The following is a 14,259-nucleotide window of genomic DNA, read 5'->3' on the forward strand; positions in this document are numbered from 1 at the left end:
TGAATCATGTAACAATCATATAAATTGCTGTTTATATTGTTGTGAAAATGAGTTGACAAAAGTCGGTATAGATATGTAGACATCCTATTTTTAGCGAGGTAGGTTGATAAGGCATATCGGATAAATTTATAAGCCATAAAATAGATAAATAGTGTTTGTATCCAAAAATATGAGAAAGTTAAAACTATTTTTCAAAATAAACATGATTCACCACATAAATAAATATACATAAGCTATCGATAACAACTTAAGAAAGGTGGATATATAAATGAAAAGAAAGATTATTATGGATTGTGATCCAGGACACGATGATGCAATAGCATTAATTTTAGCGGGGGCAATTGACAGTCCACTAGAGATATTAGCTGTAACAACAGTCGCAGGTAATCAATCAGTTGACAAGAATACGACAAACGCCTTGAACGTATTGGATATTATGGGACGCCAAGATATAGCAGTAGCGAAAGGTGCGGATAGGCCGTTAATTAAACCAGCTGCCTTTGCTTCTGAAATACATGGGGAATCTGGATTAGATGGTCCGAAACTACCGTCGACACCATCACGTCAAGCAGTTGCAATGCCAGCATCAGATGTGATTATAAACAAAGTGATGACGAGTGATACACCTGTAACAATTGTAGCGACAGGTCCTCTTACGAATGTAGCAACGGCATTGATTCGTGAGCCAAGAATCGCTGAGCATATTGAATCTATTACTTTGATGGGTGGTGGTACATTTGGAAATTGGACGCCTACAGCAGAATTCAATATTTGGGTAGATGCTGAAGCAGCGAAGCGTGTTTTTGAAAGTGGGATTACTATAAATGTGTTTGGTTTAGATGTAACACATCAAGTTTTAGCCGACGATCACGTGATTGAACGCTTTGAAAGTATCAATAATCCTGTTGCACAGTTCGTCGTAGAATTATTGCAATTCTTTAAGAAGACATACAAGACTCACTTTAATATGGATGGTGGTCCAATACATGATGCTTGTACAATTTTGTATTTGTTACAACCAGAATTGTTTACAATGGTACCCGTTAATATCGACATTGAACATCAAAGTCCACTAACTTATGGCACTATGGCTGTCGATTTAAATCATGTTACAGGTAAGCCTGCCAATGCTTATTTTGCTACAGCAGTTGATGTTGAAGAAGTGTGGAACTTGATAGACCATAAGTTACGTACATACGAATAATAATACTTAATTAAATAGATACAGTTAGCCCTAAGGTGCCTGATATAAGCGTCCTTAGGGTTTTTGTATTGGATTACAATGGTCATGACAATTTGATAATGATTGAGATATGTATGTTAAAAATGCTTCAAAAAACACAAAATACAAAAATATATTCAAAATTTCAATTGCTTTATTTTAAAAGATTAAAATCACAAAAAATATAGATATAATTGAAATGTTGTTAAAACATCACAATGATGTACATGCTCATTTTGAAAATATGTGTTCAAAGTGTGTACATCGGTGTGACGATTGATGATAAATTGAGCTCAGATGCTCAAAGGAGGATCGAACATGAACGGGGATAATCAGCAAATACTCAGAGAAATTGTATTGAATCCTACTATTCATGGTAAAGAACTTGAATCGATATTTGGTTTGTCTCGTAGACAACTAGGATATCGCATTCAAAAAATCAATTTGTGGCTTGAACAAGAGGGTTATCCAAAACTTGAAAGAACAAGCCAAGGAAATTTTATTGTAAGTTCTGAAATCATGACGTTATTCAAACGAGATGTATCAGAGCAGCAAATGTTAAACGGCAACAATGTCATTTTTAGCATAGAAACACGTCGTTATTATTTAATGCTCATGCTTTTTAGTAAGGAAAACGCAATGTCTCTAAACCATTTTTCAATTGATTTACAAGTCAGTAAAAATACTGTCATTCACGATATAAATCATGTGAAAGAGCAATTGGAAAATCATGGTTTGTCACTTAAGTATTCTCGAAAACATGGTTATGAAATTGTTGGTGATGAATTTGAAGTTCGCCGTTTCTTCATTAAGTTGATTGATCAAAGGTTGAATCATGATATTACTAAAAGTGAAGTTTTAAAGGCGCTCAACTTAACATTCGAAGATATCGCATATCAAAAAGACAAAATCAAACAGGTAGAACAATTTTTGAAGAGTCGCTTTATAGACAAATCACTTAGTTCATTGCCTTATGTCCTTTGTGTGATTCGTAGACGAATTCAAAGTGGTCATGTGATGAATCCATTAAATATTAATTATCAGTATTTGAGGGATACGAAAGAATATCAAGCAACGGAGATTATGACGCAACTTGAGCCGGATTTGCCAGAAGCGGAAAAGTTATATTTGACATTACACTTACTTTCAACAAGTGTGCAATGGACTGATTTGCAGGAATCAGATAACATATCGAATTTAACGATGGCTATCGCTCAAATGATTCACCATTTTGAACAAATCACTTTTATTAACATTGAAGATAAGGAGAAATTATCACAGCAACTCTTGTTACATTTAACGCCTGCTTTTTATAGGATTAAATATAACTTAACGGATCGTGATGAATTAATAAATCCTTTACAAGGAAATTATCAATCCTTATTTCATATGGTGAAACAATCATGTCAATCGTTAACTGAATATTTCGGAAAATCGTTGCCTGATAATGAAATAGCATATTTAACCATGTTGTTCGGAGGTAGTTTGAGACGTCAAGATGAAAACTTCGATGGCAAGATAAAAGCTATTATCGTGTGTACACAAGGCACGTCAGTATCACAAATGATGTTATACGAGTTGCGAAACTTATTTCCAGAAATTATTTTCTTAGATGCGATTTCACTTAGAACATTTGAAAATTACACATTAGATTATGACATCGTCTTTTCACCAATGTTTGTCCTAACACATAAAAAATTATTTATCACAAAAGTAGCTTTATCTGAAAATGAGCAACGAAAGTTACGTAAAGAAGTGATGAAGTACATTAATAAGGAATCGGCTGACATTGATAAGGAAATAAACAAGTTAATGGCATTAATTGAACGCACTACGACAGTTAATGACATTACAGAACTACGTGATGGTTTAGAAGATTTTATTGCGAATTATAATTCAATTTCAACCATTAATGGATCGATTGTCACACAAAATAAGACATTAGATTTAGCTGACTTGATACCGGCAAGGCACGTGAAAAGAATACATCATGTTGAAAATATTGATGAAGCTATTGCTAAAGCAAGTGATGTGTTAGTTGCTAATCATTTTATTGATATTAAATATATTCATGAGATGCAACAGGTATTTGATGATTCGTATATGGTTATCATGCAAAATATTGCTATTCCACATGCATACTCTGAAAAGCATGTACATAAAACAGCGATGAGTATGTTGATATTACAAGAACCAATATACATGTCAGATGGCACAGCAATCCATATTATTGTACCTATTGCTGCTGTTGATAAAGTGACACACTTAAGAGCGTTACTACAATTGAGAGATGTGGCGCAAGACAATGACGCAATTAAGCGCATCATACAAAGTCGCAAAAATTCTGATGTAAATGAGATTTTAAAAAATTATTCAAATAAAGAAGCGAGGGAAAATGGATGGGACAGCAATTAGTGCATAAAGAAAATATAATGCTCAATTTGTCGGCAACTGATAAAGAATCCGTATTGTCACAAATGTCAGATGTGTTATTTCAAAATGGGTTCGTGAAGTCAACGTTTAAAGATGCAGTCATCGACAGAGAAAAAGAATTTGCTACTGGTTTACCAACACATCTATGTTCGGTCGCTATACCGCATACAGATGTCGAACATATTAACCATAGAACGATAGGTGTGGCTGTTCTAGAAAAAGAGGTGCCGTTTATTGAAATGGGAACACTTGATCAACAGACAGAAGTGAAAATCGTTTTTATGTTAGCGATGGATAAAGTAGATGATCAACTTAAGTTGTTACAACAGTTGATGCAAATTTTTCAAAGTGAAGAAAAATTGGAGCAGATTCTGCGAACGAAAGATGAAACGATTTTAGCAACACTAATCAATGATTATTTGGAATATAACTAAAAATTAATTGGAGGAATTGAAAATGAAACAAGTATTAGTAGCGTGTGGTGCAGGTATTGCAACGTCAACAGTAGTAAATAATGCAATTGAGGAAATGGCAAAGGAACACAATATTAAAGTAGATATTAAACAAATCAAAATTACAGAAGTTGGACCTTATGAAGACACTGCAGATTTATTAGTTACAACTGCAATGACAAAGAAAGAATATAAATTCCCAGTTATCAACGCACGTAATTTCTTAACTGGTATTGGTATTGAAGAAACAAAACAACAAATCTTAACAGAGTTACAAAAATAACGGAATTGATATGTAACGTGGGTCGATAACATATTAATATATGCAAATTGCATATAAATGACTATCACGACAAATGATTGTTGATGACATAGAAACGCAGTGACTGTAATTCAAAATGACTGCAGTCGAATGTAGCAAGGGTTGTCGTTGAAATGACTGTAACGTCAAATGTAATCACAATCGGAAAGTATCGTGACAATGCATATATAACAGGGAGGGTTTAAATATGAGTTACTTCACTGATTTTGTAAGGGGATTTTTAGATTTAGGTGCAACTGTTATTTTACCGGTTGTCATATTCTTGCTTGGCCTATTCTTTAGGCAGAAAATTGGAGCGGCATTTAGGTCTGGTTTAACAATAGGTGTGGCTTTTGTAGGGATTTTCTTAGTCATCGATTTATTAGTTAAAAATTTAGGGCCAGCAGCACAAGCGATGGTTAAAAATTTAGGCGTCAGTCTGAATGTGATTGATGTAGGTTGGCCAGCAACATCATCTATCGCTTGGGCATCATCTGTCGCAGCATTTATTATTCCACTCGGAATCATAGTTAACGTTGTATTGCTAGTAACTAAAGTGACAAAGACGATGAATGTAGATATTTGGAATTTTTGGCATTATACGTTTACAGCAGCAATGGTTTATGCCGTATCAGGCAGTATTTGGCAAGCGTTATTAGCAGCAGTTATTTTCCAAGTTATCTGTTTGAAAGTAGCAGATTGGACAGCACCGATGATGAGTGAGTTCTTTGATTTACCAGGTGTATCGATTGCTACAGGAAGTACAATTTCTTATGCACCAGGTATTTACTTAGTTAAATTGTTACAAAAAGTACCCGGTCTGAATAAGTTAGATGCTGATCCTGAAACAATTCAAAAACGTTTTGGCGCATTTGGAGAGTCTATCTTTGTCGGATTAATTTTAGGTTTAGGTATTGGTGTGTTAGCAGGTTACAAACCTGGAGACATCATTAATTTAGGAATGTCAATGGCTGCAGTAATGGTATTAATGCCTAGAATGGTAAAAATCTTAATGGAAGGTTTAATGCCAGTTTCAGAGTCTGCAAGAACATGGCTAAATAAACGTTTTGGCGAACGTGAAATTTATATTGGATTGGATGCGGCTGTAGCATTAGGTCATCCAGCGGTTATTTCGACAGCATTAATTTTAGTACCTATCACTGTTTTATTAGCCGTTATTTTACCAGGAAACCAAGTACTACCTTTTGGTGACTTAGCAACTATACCATTTGTTGTCGCGTTTATTGTTGGTGCAGCAAGAGGAAACATTATTCATTCTGTCATTGTGGGCACGATTATGATTGCAATTTCATTATATATTGCAACAGACGTAGCACCCATTTTCACAGATATGGCGAAAGGTACGAATGTACAAATGCCAAAAGGTTCATCTGAAATTTCAAGTATTGATCAAGGTGGTAATATCGTTAACTATCTTATCTTTAAACTATTTAGTCTATTCAATTAAAAATCGAGGTGTTTGTGGTGAAAGCTTTAGTAAAAACAAGAGAAGGACATGGCAACTTAGAACTTCTTGATAAAGAAGTTGCAACACCGCTAGATGATAAAGTAAAGATTAAAGTACATTATGCAGGAATTTGTGGCACAGACATTCATACTTATGAAGGGCATTATAAAGTTAATTTTCCAGTGACATTAGGTCATGAATTTTCTGGTGAAATCGTTGAAGTTGGAGCAGACGTTAAAGATTTTAAAGTTGGTGACCGTGTCACTTCTGAAACGACATTCTATGTTTGTAATGAGTGTGAATACTGTAAATCAAAAGACTATAATTTATGCAACCATCGAAAAGGTATTGGAACACAAGTTGATGGCGCATTTACTAATTATGTCATTGCACGTGAAGAAAGTTTGCATCATATTCCAGATGAAGTATCGTATCAGTCTGCAGCTATGACAGAACCATTAGCATGTGCACATCATGGCGTTTCTAAGATTCAAGTCAATTCAGGCGATGTAGCAGTTGTAATGGGACCTGGGCCAATCGGATTACTTGTAGCACAAGTGTTAAAAAGTAAAGGCGCAACTGTTGTGGTAACTGGATTGGACAATGACAAAGTCAGATTAGATAAAGCAGAAGCATTGCACATGGATTATGTAGTCAATTTACAACAAACAGACTTAAAAACGTATATCAATGGAATTACAGACGGTTACGGTGCAGATGTTGTTGTTGAATGTTCAGGTGCAGTTCCAGCAGCACGACAAGGTTTGGATATTTTACGCAAAAAAGGTTTCTACAGTCAAATAGGTATTTTTAAGGATGCTGAAATTCCATTTGATATGGAAAAAGTGATTCAAAAAGAAATAACAGTTGTTGGTAGTAGAAGTCAAAAGCCAGCAGATTGGGAACCTTCATTGCAACTTATGGCGGATGGTTTAGTAAATGCTGAAGCTTTGGTGACAAAAATATATGATATTTCGAAATGGGACGAGGCGTATCAACATTTAAAATCTGGCGAAGGTATTAAAGCATTACTTAAGCCGCTCGATTTAGATGAAAATGAAGGAGAGAATTAATATGGTAGAATCAATGCTAACTTTTATGCTTGGGCCATTAAGACAAATCACTGATTTTTATATGGAACATTTACTCGTAAGTAATTCCATTGTCATTGCAGGTTATTTTGCGACAGGTATTTTTAAAAAGAAAAAAGTTGTGAATTAAATCAAATTTGAGGTGATTTACAAGTGAAAGCATTGAAATTATATGGCGTGGAAGATTTACGGTATGAGGATAATGAAAAGCCAGTCATTGAAAGTGCGAATGACGTTATTGTTAAAGTACGAGCGACTGGCATATGTGGTTCAGACACGTCACGATACAAAAAAATGGGGCCATACATTAAAGGTATGCCATTTGGTCATGAATTTTCAGGTGTTGTAGATGCCATTGGAAGTGATGTTACGCATGTTAATGTAGGCGACAAAGTGACAGGTTGCCCAGCAATACCTTGTTATCAATGCGAGTATTGTTTAAAAGGTGAATATGCACGATGTGAAAAGTTATTCGTTATTGGCTCATATGAACCTGGATCGTTCGCGGAATATGTCAAATTGCCAGCGCAAAATGTTTTAAAGGTTCCAGACAATGTTGATTACATTGAAGCAGCAATGGTTGAGCCATCAGCCGTTGTTGCGCATGGGTTTTATAAATCGAATATACAACCTGGTATGACTGTTGCAGTAATGGGGTGTGGCAGTATAGGTTTGTTAGCTATTCAATGGGCACGAATATTTGGTGCTGCACATATCATCGCTATAGATATAGATGCGCATAAACTAGATATTGCAACATCATTGGGCGCACATCAAACAATCAATTCAAAAGAAGAAAATCTTGAGAAATTCATCGAAAATCATTACGCCAATCAAATCGATTTAGCTATAGAATCATCAGGTGCTAAAGTTACGATTGGTCAAATATTGACGCTACCTAAAAAAGGTGGCGAGGTGGTATTACTCGGAATACCATATGATGATATTGAGATTGATCGCGTTCATTTTGAAAAAATTCTGCGTAACGAGTTGACAGTATGTGGCTCTTGGAACTGTTTGTCCAGTAATTTTCCGGGCAAAGAGTGGACGGCAACCTTACATTATATGAAGACGAAAGATATTAATGTAAAGCCTATTATTTCTCATTTTTTACCGTTAGAAAAAGGCCCAGAGACATTTGATAAATTAGTTAACAAGAAAGAACGATTTGATAAAGTCATGTTTACGATTTATTAGTATGCACCTTTGAGGACGAAAACACTGGTATAGTTATAGCTATGAAAGTGCGAATGCCGTCTGGTCTACAGATACTATCGAAATAACTCATCTTCGAATATACGTTGCTAAATAGCCGGTTTACTTGTGTGAAATATGCTTGTGAATCGGTTGTTTTGCATTTTGTATACTTAAAATGAGATGGCAATATTTGATAATTTTTAAAGTGAAAATCAAGTACAGCCACTTAATAAGATAAATTTATTATAATATATGGTAAAATGATGGCAGTAATAATGAATTTGAAAAAGAGTAAACATTAATACCTTTAACAATTTAATATCGTCAGAGTTAATGATTAACTGCATGGCAAAACAACTTAGAATGGTCAGTTACAAAAATACATTTTTATAAAAAATTATCACACTATTGTGACAACTATCTTTGGATTAATAAAAGAGGCAAGTGAGCAATAGGTTAGGCTTATGTGCGGGCATAGGTCAGTAATGTATAAATGGAAATGATGTAATGACAGAATGGAGGACAACATGATTTATGCAGGTATTTTAGCAGGAGGTATTGGTTCGAGAATGGGGAACGTGCCATTACCAAAACAATTTTTAGATATTGATAATAAACCGATTTTAATCCATACAATTGAGAAGTTCATTTTAGTGAGTGAATTTAATGAGATTATTATCGCAACGCCAGCACAGTGGATTTCCCATACACAGGATATTTTAAAAAAATATAACATTACAGATCAACGTGTCAAAGTAGTTGCAGGTGGTACGGATCGAAACGAAACAATTATGAACATTATCGACTATATTCGCAATGTAAATGGAATTAATAATGATGATGTGATTGTAACTCATGATGCCGTAAGACCATTTTTAACTCAACGTATTATTAAAGAGAATATTGAAGTAGCAGAAAAATATGGTGCAGTAGATACAGTCATTGAAGCAATTGATACGATTGTAATGTCTAAAGATAAACAGAACATACACAGTATCCCTGTAAGGAATGAAATGTATCAAGGCCAAACACCACAATCATTTAATATTAAATTATTACAAGATAGTTATCGCGCCTTAAGTAGTGCACAAAAAGAAATCTTATCAGATGCATGTAAAATCATTGTCGAATCTGGACATCCAGTTAAATTGGTACGTGGAGAACTATACAACATTAAAGTGACAACACCGTATGATTTAAAAGTAGCAAATGCCATTATTCAAGGTGATATTGCCGATGATTAATCAAGTATATCAACTCGTTGCACCGAGACAGTTCGACGTCACATATAATAATGTTGATATTTATGGTAATCATGTCATTGTAAGACCTTTATACTTGTCTATTTGTGCAGCTGATCAAAGGTATTACACAGGTCGAAGAGATGAAAATGTACTGCGCAAAAAATTACCAATGTCACTAGTTCATGAAGCTGTTGGTGAAGTTGTATTCGATAGTAAAGGCGTATTTGAAAAAGGTACGAAAGTAGTAATGGTGCCGAATACACCTACAGAAAAACACGACGTGATTGCCGAGAATTACCTGCCCTCTAGTTATTTTAGATCTAGTGGTTATGATGGTTTTATGCAAGACTACGTTGTGATGGCACATGATCGTATCGTTCCGCTGCCTAATGCCATTGATTTGAGTACGATTTCATACACAGAGTTAGTGTCAGTAAGTTATCATGCTATACAACGATTTGAACGTAAATCTATACCTTTGAAAACCAGCTTTGGTATTTGGGGTGATGGTAACTTAGGTTATATTACTGCTATTTTGCTACGTAAGTTGTACCCAGAAGCTAAAATTTATGTATTTGGTAAGACAGACTATAAATTAAGTCATTTTTCATTTGTAGATGACATCTTTACAGTAAATCAAATACCAGATGATCTTAAAATTAATCATGCATTTGAATGTGTTGGAGGTAAAGGAAGTCAAGTTGCACTTCAACAAATAGTTGAACATATTTCACCAGAAGGCAGTATTGCTTTGTTAGGCGTAAGTGAATTACCCGTGGAAGTGAATACACGATTAGTACTTGAAAAAGGATTAACATTGATTGGTAGTAGTCGAAGCGGCTCTAAAGATTTTGAGCAAGTTGTTGATTTATATCGTAAGTACCCAGACATAGTTGAAAAGTTAGCCTTATTAAAAGGACATGAAATTAATGTATGTACGATGCAAGATATCGTCCAAGCGTTTGAAATGGATTTATCGACATCTTGGGGAAAAACAGTATTGAAATGGACGATTTAATAAACCGATGGGGGAATAACAATGACAAAAACGAAACAAGCAATACATATTGATAACATATACTGGGAACGTGTTCAGTTATATATTGAAGGACATAGTGAAGGTGTCGATTTAACATCAGGACAATTTGTTCTGAGGAATTTAACCGAAACAAAAACATTAGAAGCAAATGAAATGAAAATAGACGGTAATACATTTATATGTAGATTCAACGTCGCAATATTAGACGATGGGTATTATTTACCAATGGATAAATATTTATTTGTTTATCATGACCAGTTAGAGTATATTGGACAACTTAATCCAAATATTATTGATCAAGCTTATGCGGCATTAAATGAAGAGCAAATTGAAGAATACAATGAGCTGACTACACAAAATGGAAAAGTGAACTATTTATTAGCGTATGATGCTAAAGTTTTCCGTAAAGGTGGCGTATCACAACATACGGTCTATACCATTACTCCGGAAATAGCAAGTGACGTTAACGAATTTGTATTTGATATTGAAATCACCTTACCTCAAGAGAAATCAGGGGTCATTGCGACAAGTGCACACTGGATTCATAAACAAGGTCATAAAGCTTCATTTGAAAGTAGAAGTTTCTTATTTAAAGCTATTTTTAATATTACAAAGTTACTACATATTAAAAGAAGCAAAACAATATTATTCACATCAGATTCGCGTCCGAATTTATCAGGGAATTTCAAGTATGTATATGATGAGTTACTACGCCAAAAAGTAGATTTTGATTATGATATTAAAACGGTATTTAAGGCGAATATTACGGATAGACGTAAATGGAGAGACAAGTTTAGATTGCCATATTTACTTGGTAAGGCAGATTATATTTTTGTTGATGATTTCCATCCATTAATTTATACGGTTCGCTTTAGACCATCACAAGAAATTATTCAAGTGTGGCATGCCGTTGGTGCTTTTAAAACAGTTGGCTTTAGTCGTACAGGTAAAAAAGGTGGTCCATTTATCGATTCATTAAACCATCGTAGTTACACGAAAGCATATGTTTCATCAGAAACCGATATTCCATTTTATGCTGAAGCATTTGGAATTAGAGAAGAAAATGTTGTACCAACAGGTGTACCACGTACTGATGTACTATTTGATGAAGCTTATGCAACACAAATTAAACAAGAGATGGAAGATGAATTGCCAATTATAAAAGGTAAGAAAGTTATTCTATTCGCACCGACATTTAGAGGTAATGGTCACGGTACGGCACATTATCCATTTTTTAAAATTGATTTTGAACGTTTAGCAAGATACTGCGAGAAGCATAATGCAGTTGTGTTATTCAAAATGCATCCGTTCGTAAAAAATAGACTTAATATTTCACGTGAACATAGACAATACTTTATCGATGTGTCAGATCATCGTGAAGTTAACGATATTCTCTTTGTTACAGACTTGTTGATTAGTGATTATTCATCTTTAATATATGAATATGCAGTATTTAAAAAGCCGATGATTTTCTATGCATTTGACTTAGAAGATTACATTACGACGCGTGATTTCTATGAACCATATGAATCATTTGTTCCAGGTAAAATTGTACAATCCTTTGATGCATTAATGGATGCTTTGGACAATGAAGATTATGAGGTTGAAAAAGTTGTACCATTCTTAGATAAACATTTTAAATATCAAGATGGTCGCTCAAGTGAACGTTTAGTCAAAGATTTGTTTAGACGCTAATGTTGGCATATATTACTTGCCATGCAAATGAGTCATAAGGCATAGTTTTCAAGAAGGGTTCTGACAATGAAGTTAGCAACATGTCATGATGAGAAGCAGGACTATACAATGAGAATAACCTTTTGATTTTTCATGCATAAGAGGCTGGGACAGAAATCCCTAAAAAACAGCAGTAAGATATTTTCTAATTGAAAATTATCTTACTGCTGTTCTCTATTTATACAATACTTCGTATTGAATGGCTTCGCTTTGCCCGTCTGGCACATTACTGTAAAATTCTATAAATAGAATTTTTGATGACGGGTCCCTTCCTAGGGTGCCGTCTCAGCCACCCCAACTTGCACATTATTGTAAGCTGACTTTTCGTCAGCTTCTGTGTTGGGGCCCCTGACTAGAATTGAAAAAAGCTTGTTACAAGCGCATTTTCGTTCAGTCAACTACTGCCAATATAACTTCGTAGAGCATAGAACATTGATTTATGTCCCAGCCTGTTCCAACTGAATTGTCATTTTGTAAAATAAAATAATCGATCCAATCGTTATCTAATTCATAAATGTGTAGACACATACGTTATGAATGGATAACGATTTTTTGTTATGTTAAAGTGGTACATTAATCATGTATTTCGTATGATAATTAACGACAAGTGTAATGGTTAAATGTATTTTATGATGAAATGCTATAATAGGCATGGTTACAATGAGCTTGCTCATACATATTAATATAATTACAAAAACACGTCGGAGGTACGACATGATTAAAAATACAATTAAAAAATTGATAGAACATAGTATATATACGACTTTTAAATTACTATCAAAATTGCCAAACAAGAATCTAATTTATTTTGAAAGCTTTCATGGTAAACAATACAGCGACAACCCCAAAGCATTATATGAATACTTAACTGAACATAGCGATGCCCAATTAATATGGGGTGTGAAAAAAGGATATGAACACATATTCCAACAGCACAATGTACCATATGTTACAAAGTTTTCAATGAAATGGTTTTTAGCGATGCCAAGAGCGAAAGCGTGGATGATTAACACACGTACACCAGATTGGTTATATAAATCACCGCGAACGACGTACTTACAAACATGGCATGGCACGCCATTGAAAAAGATTGGTTTGGATATTAGTAACGTTAAAATGCTAGGAACAAATACTCAAAATTACCAAGATGGCTTTAAAAAAGAAAGCCAACGGTGGGATTATCTAGTGTCACCTAATCCATATTCGACATCGATATTTCAACATGCATTTCATGTTAGTCGAGATAGGATTTTGGAAACAGGTTATCCAAGAAATGATAAATTATCACATAAACGCAATGATACTGAATATATTAATGGTATTAAGACAAGATTAAATATTCCATTAGATAAAAAAGTGATTATGTACGCGCCAACTTGGCGTGACGATGAAGCGATTCGAGAAGGTTCATATCAATTTAATGTTAACTTTGATATAGAAGCTTTGCGTCAAGCGCTGGATGATGATTATGTTATTTTATTACGCATGCATTATTTAGTTGTGACACGTATTGATGAACATGATGATTTTGTGAAAGACGTTTCAGATTATGAAGATATTTCGGATTTATACTTAATCAGCGATGCGTTAGTTACCGACTACTCATCTGTCATGTTCGACTTCGGTGTATTAAAGCGTCCGCAAATTTTCTATGCGTATGACTTAGATAAATATGGCGATGAGCTTAGAGGTTTTTACATGGATTATAAAAAAGAGTTGCCAGGTCCAATTGTTGAAAATCAAACAGCACTCATTGATGCATTAAAACAAATCGATGAGACTGCAAATGAGTATATTGAAGCACGAACGGTATTTTATCAAAAATTCTGTTCATTAGAAGATGGACACGCGTCACAACGAATTTGCCAAACGATTTTTAAGTGATAACTTAAAAACAATAAAAAATTATAAATTAATTAGTTAAGTGATATAAATAATAAACGAAATGTTTAGTCAAGTCCAGACTCCTGTGTAAAATGCTATACAATGTTTTTACCATTTCTACTTATCAAAATTGATGTATTTTCTTGAAGAATAAATCCATTCATCATGTAGGTCCATAAGAACGGCTCCAATTA

At 34.3% G+C, this 14,259-nt stretch carries 12 protein-coding genes and 1 pseudogene; all 13 read left to right on the forward strand.

Going from position 1 to position 14,259, the window contains the following annotated elements; all coding sequences use genetic code 11:
• Positions 1 to 268 precede the first annotated feature (268 nt).
• The 13 genes and pseudogenes from IDG66_RS12960 (at position 269) to tarF (ending at position 14,065) form a co-directional block, all read left to right on the forward strand.
• Entirely contained in the window at positions 269 to 1,204 is a 936-nt protein-coding gene (locus tag IDG66_RS12960) for a nucleoside hydrolase (RefSeq protein ID WP_000823215.1), read from the forward strand.
• Between the two features lie 109 nt (positions 1,205 to 1,313).
• A pseudogene (locus tag IDG66_RS12965) lies at positions 1,314 to 1,410 on the forward strand (hypothetical protein).
• Positions 1,411 to 1,540: 130 nt separating this feature from the next.
• A complete protein-coding gene (locus IDG66_RS12970) occupies positions 1,541 to 3,637 on the forward strand; it encodes a BglG family transcription antiterminator (protein ID WP_001012755.1) in 2,097 nt (698 codons plus the stop codon).
• The gene (locus IDG66_RS12975) at positions 3,622 to 4,089 is read left to right on the forward strand and encodes a PTS sugar transporter subunit IIA (RefSeq protein WP_000531476.1); all 468 of its coding nucleotides are present in this window, start codon (positions 3,622 to 3,624) and stop codon (positions 4,087 to 4,089) included. Before IDG66_RS12970 ends, IDG66_RS12975 begins: the two co-directional genes overlap by 16 nt.
• A 22-nt stretch (positions 4,090 to 4,111) precedes the next feature.
• A complete protein-coding gene (locus tag IDG66_RS12980; protein WP_000815795.1) occupies positions 4,112 to 4,390 on the forward strand; it encodes a PTS sugar transporter subunit IIB in 279 nt (92 codons plus the stop codon).
• Between the two features lie 226 nt (positions 4,391 to 4,616).
• The gene (locus IDG66_RS12985) at positions 4,617 to 5,876 is read left to right on the forward strand and encodes a PTS galactitol transporter subunit IIC (RefSeq protein WP_000120109.1); all 1,260 of its coding nucleotides are present in this window, start codon (positions 4,617 to 4,619) and stop codon (positions 5,874 to 5,876) included.
• A 17-nt stretch (positions 5,877 to 5,893) separates the two neighbouring features.
• Entirely contained in the window at positions 5,894 to 6,949 is a 1,056-nt protein-coding gene (locus tag IDG66_RS12990) for a zinc-binding dehydrogenase (protein WP_000646203.1), read from the forward strand.
• Position 6,950: 1 nt separating this feature from the next.
• Positions 6,951 to 7,097 carry a hypothetical protein gene (locus tag IDG66_RS12995; protein ID WP_000230358.1) on the forward strand — a complete coding sequence of 49 codons (147 nt, stop codon included), beginning with the start codon at positions 6,951 to 6,953 and terminating at the stop codon, positions 7,095 to 7,097.
• 23 nt (positions 7,098 to 7,120) lie between these two features.
• The gene (locus IDG66_RS13000) at positions 7,121 to 8,164 is read left to right on the forward strand and encodes a galactitol-1-phosphate 5-dehydrogenase (RefSeq protein ID WP_000645608.1); all 1,044 of its coding nucleotides are present in this window, start codon (positions 7,121 to 7,123) and stop codon (positions 8,162 to 8,164) included.
• Between the two features lie 527 nt (positions 8,165 to 8,691).
• Positions 8,692 to 9,408, forward strand: a complete 717-nt coding sequence (locus IDG66_RS13005) for a 2-C-methyl-D-erythritol 4-phosphate cytidylyltransferase (protein WP_000638479.1) — start codon at positions 8,692 to 8,694, stop codon at positions 9,406 to 9,408.
• Positions 9,401 to 10,426, forward strand: coding sequence for an alcohol dehydrogenase catalytic domain-containing protein (locus tag IDG66_RS13010; RefSeq protein WP_000610171.1), 1,026 nt, complete (start codon positions 9,401 to 9,403; stop codon positions 10,424 to 10,426). Before IDG66_RS13005 ends, IDG66_RS13010 begins: the two co-directional genes overlap by 8 nt.
• 21 nt (positions 10,427 to 10,447) lie before the next feature.
• Entirely contained in the window at positions 10,448 to 12,142 is a 1,695-nt protein-coding gene (gene tarK / locus IDG66_RS13015; protein WP_000167974.1) for a teichoic acid ribitol-phosphate polymerase TarK, read from the forward strand.
• A 753-nt stretch (positions 12,143 to 12,895) separates the two neighbouring features.
• The gene (gene tarF / locus IDG66_RS13020) at positions 12,896 to 14,065 is read left to right on the forward strand and encodes a teichoic acid glycerol-phosphate transferase TarF (RefSeq protein WP_000594813.1); all 1,170 of its coding nucleotides are present in this window, start codon (positions 12,896 to 12,898) and stop codon (positions 14,063 to 14,065) included.
• Positions 14,066 to 14,259 lie beyond the last annotated feature (194 nt).

This window comes from Staphylococcus sp. EG-SA-18 (genome assembly GCF_017151825.1).
In the GTDB taxonomy this organism is placed as follows: domain Bacteria; phylum Bacillota; class Bacilli; order Staphylococcales; family Staphylococcaceae; genus Staphylococcus; species Staphylococcus aureus.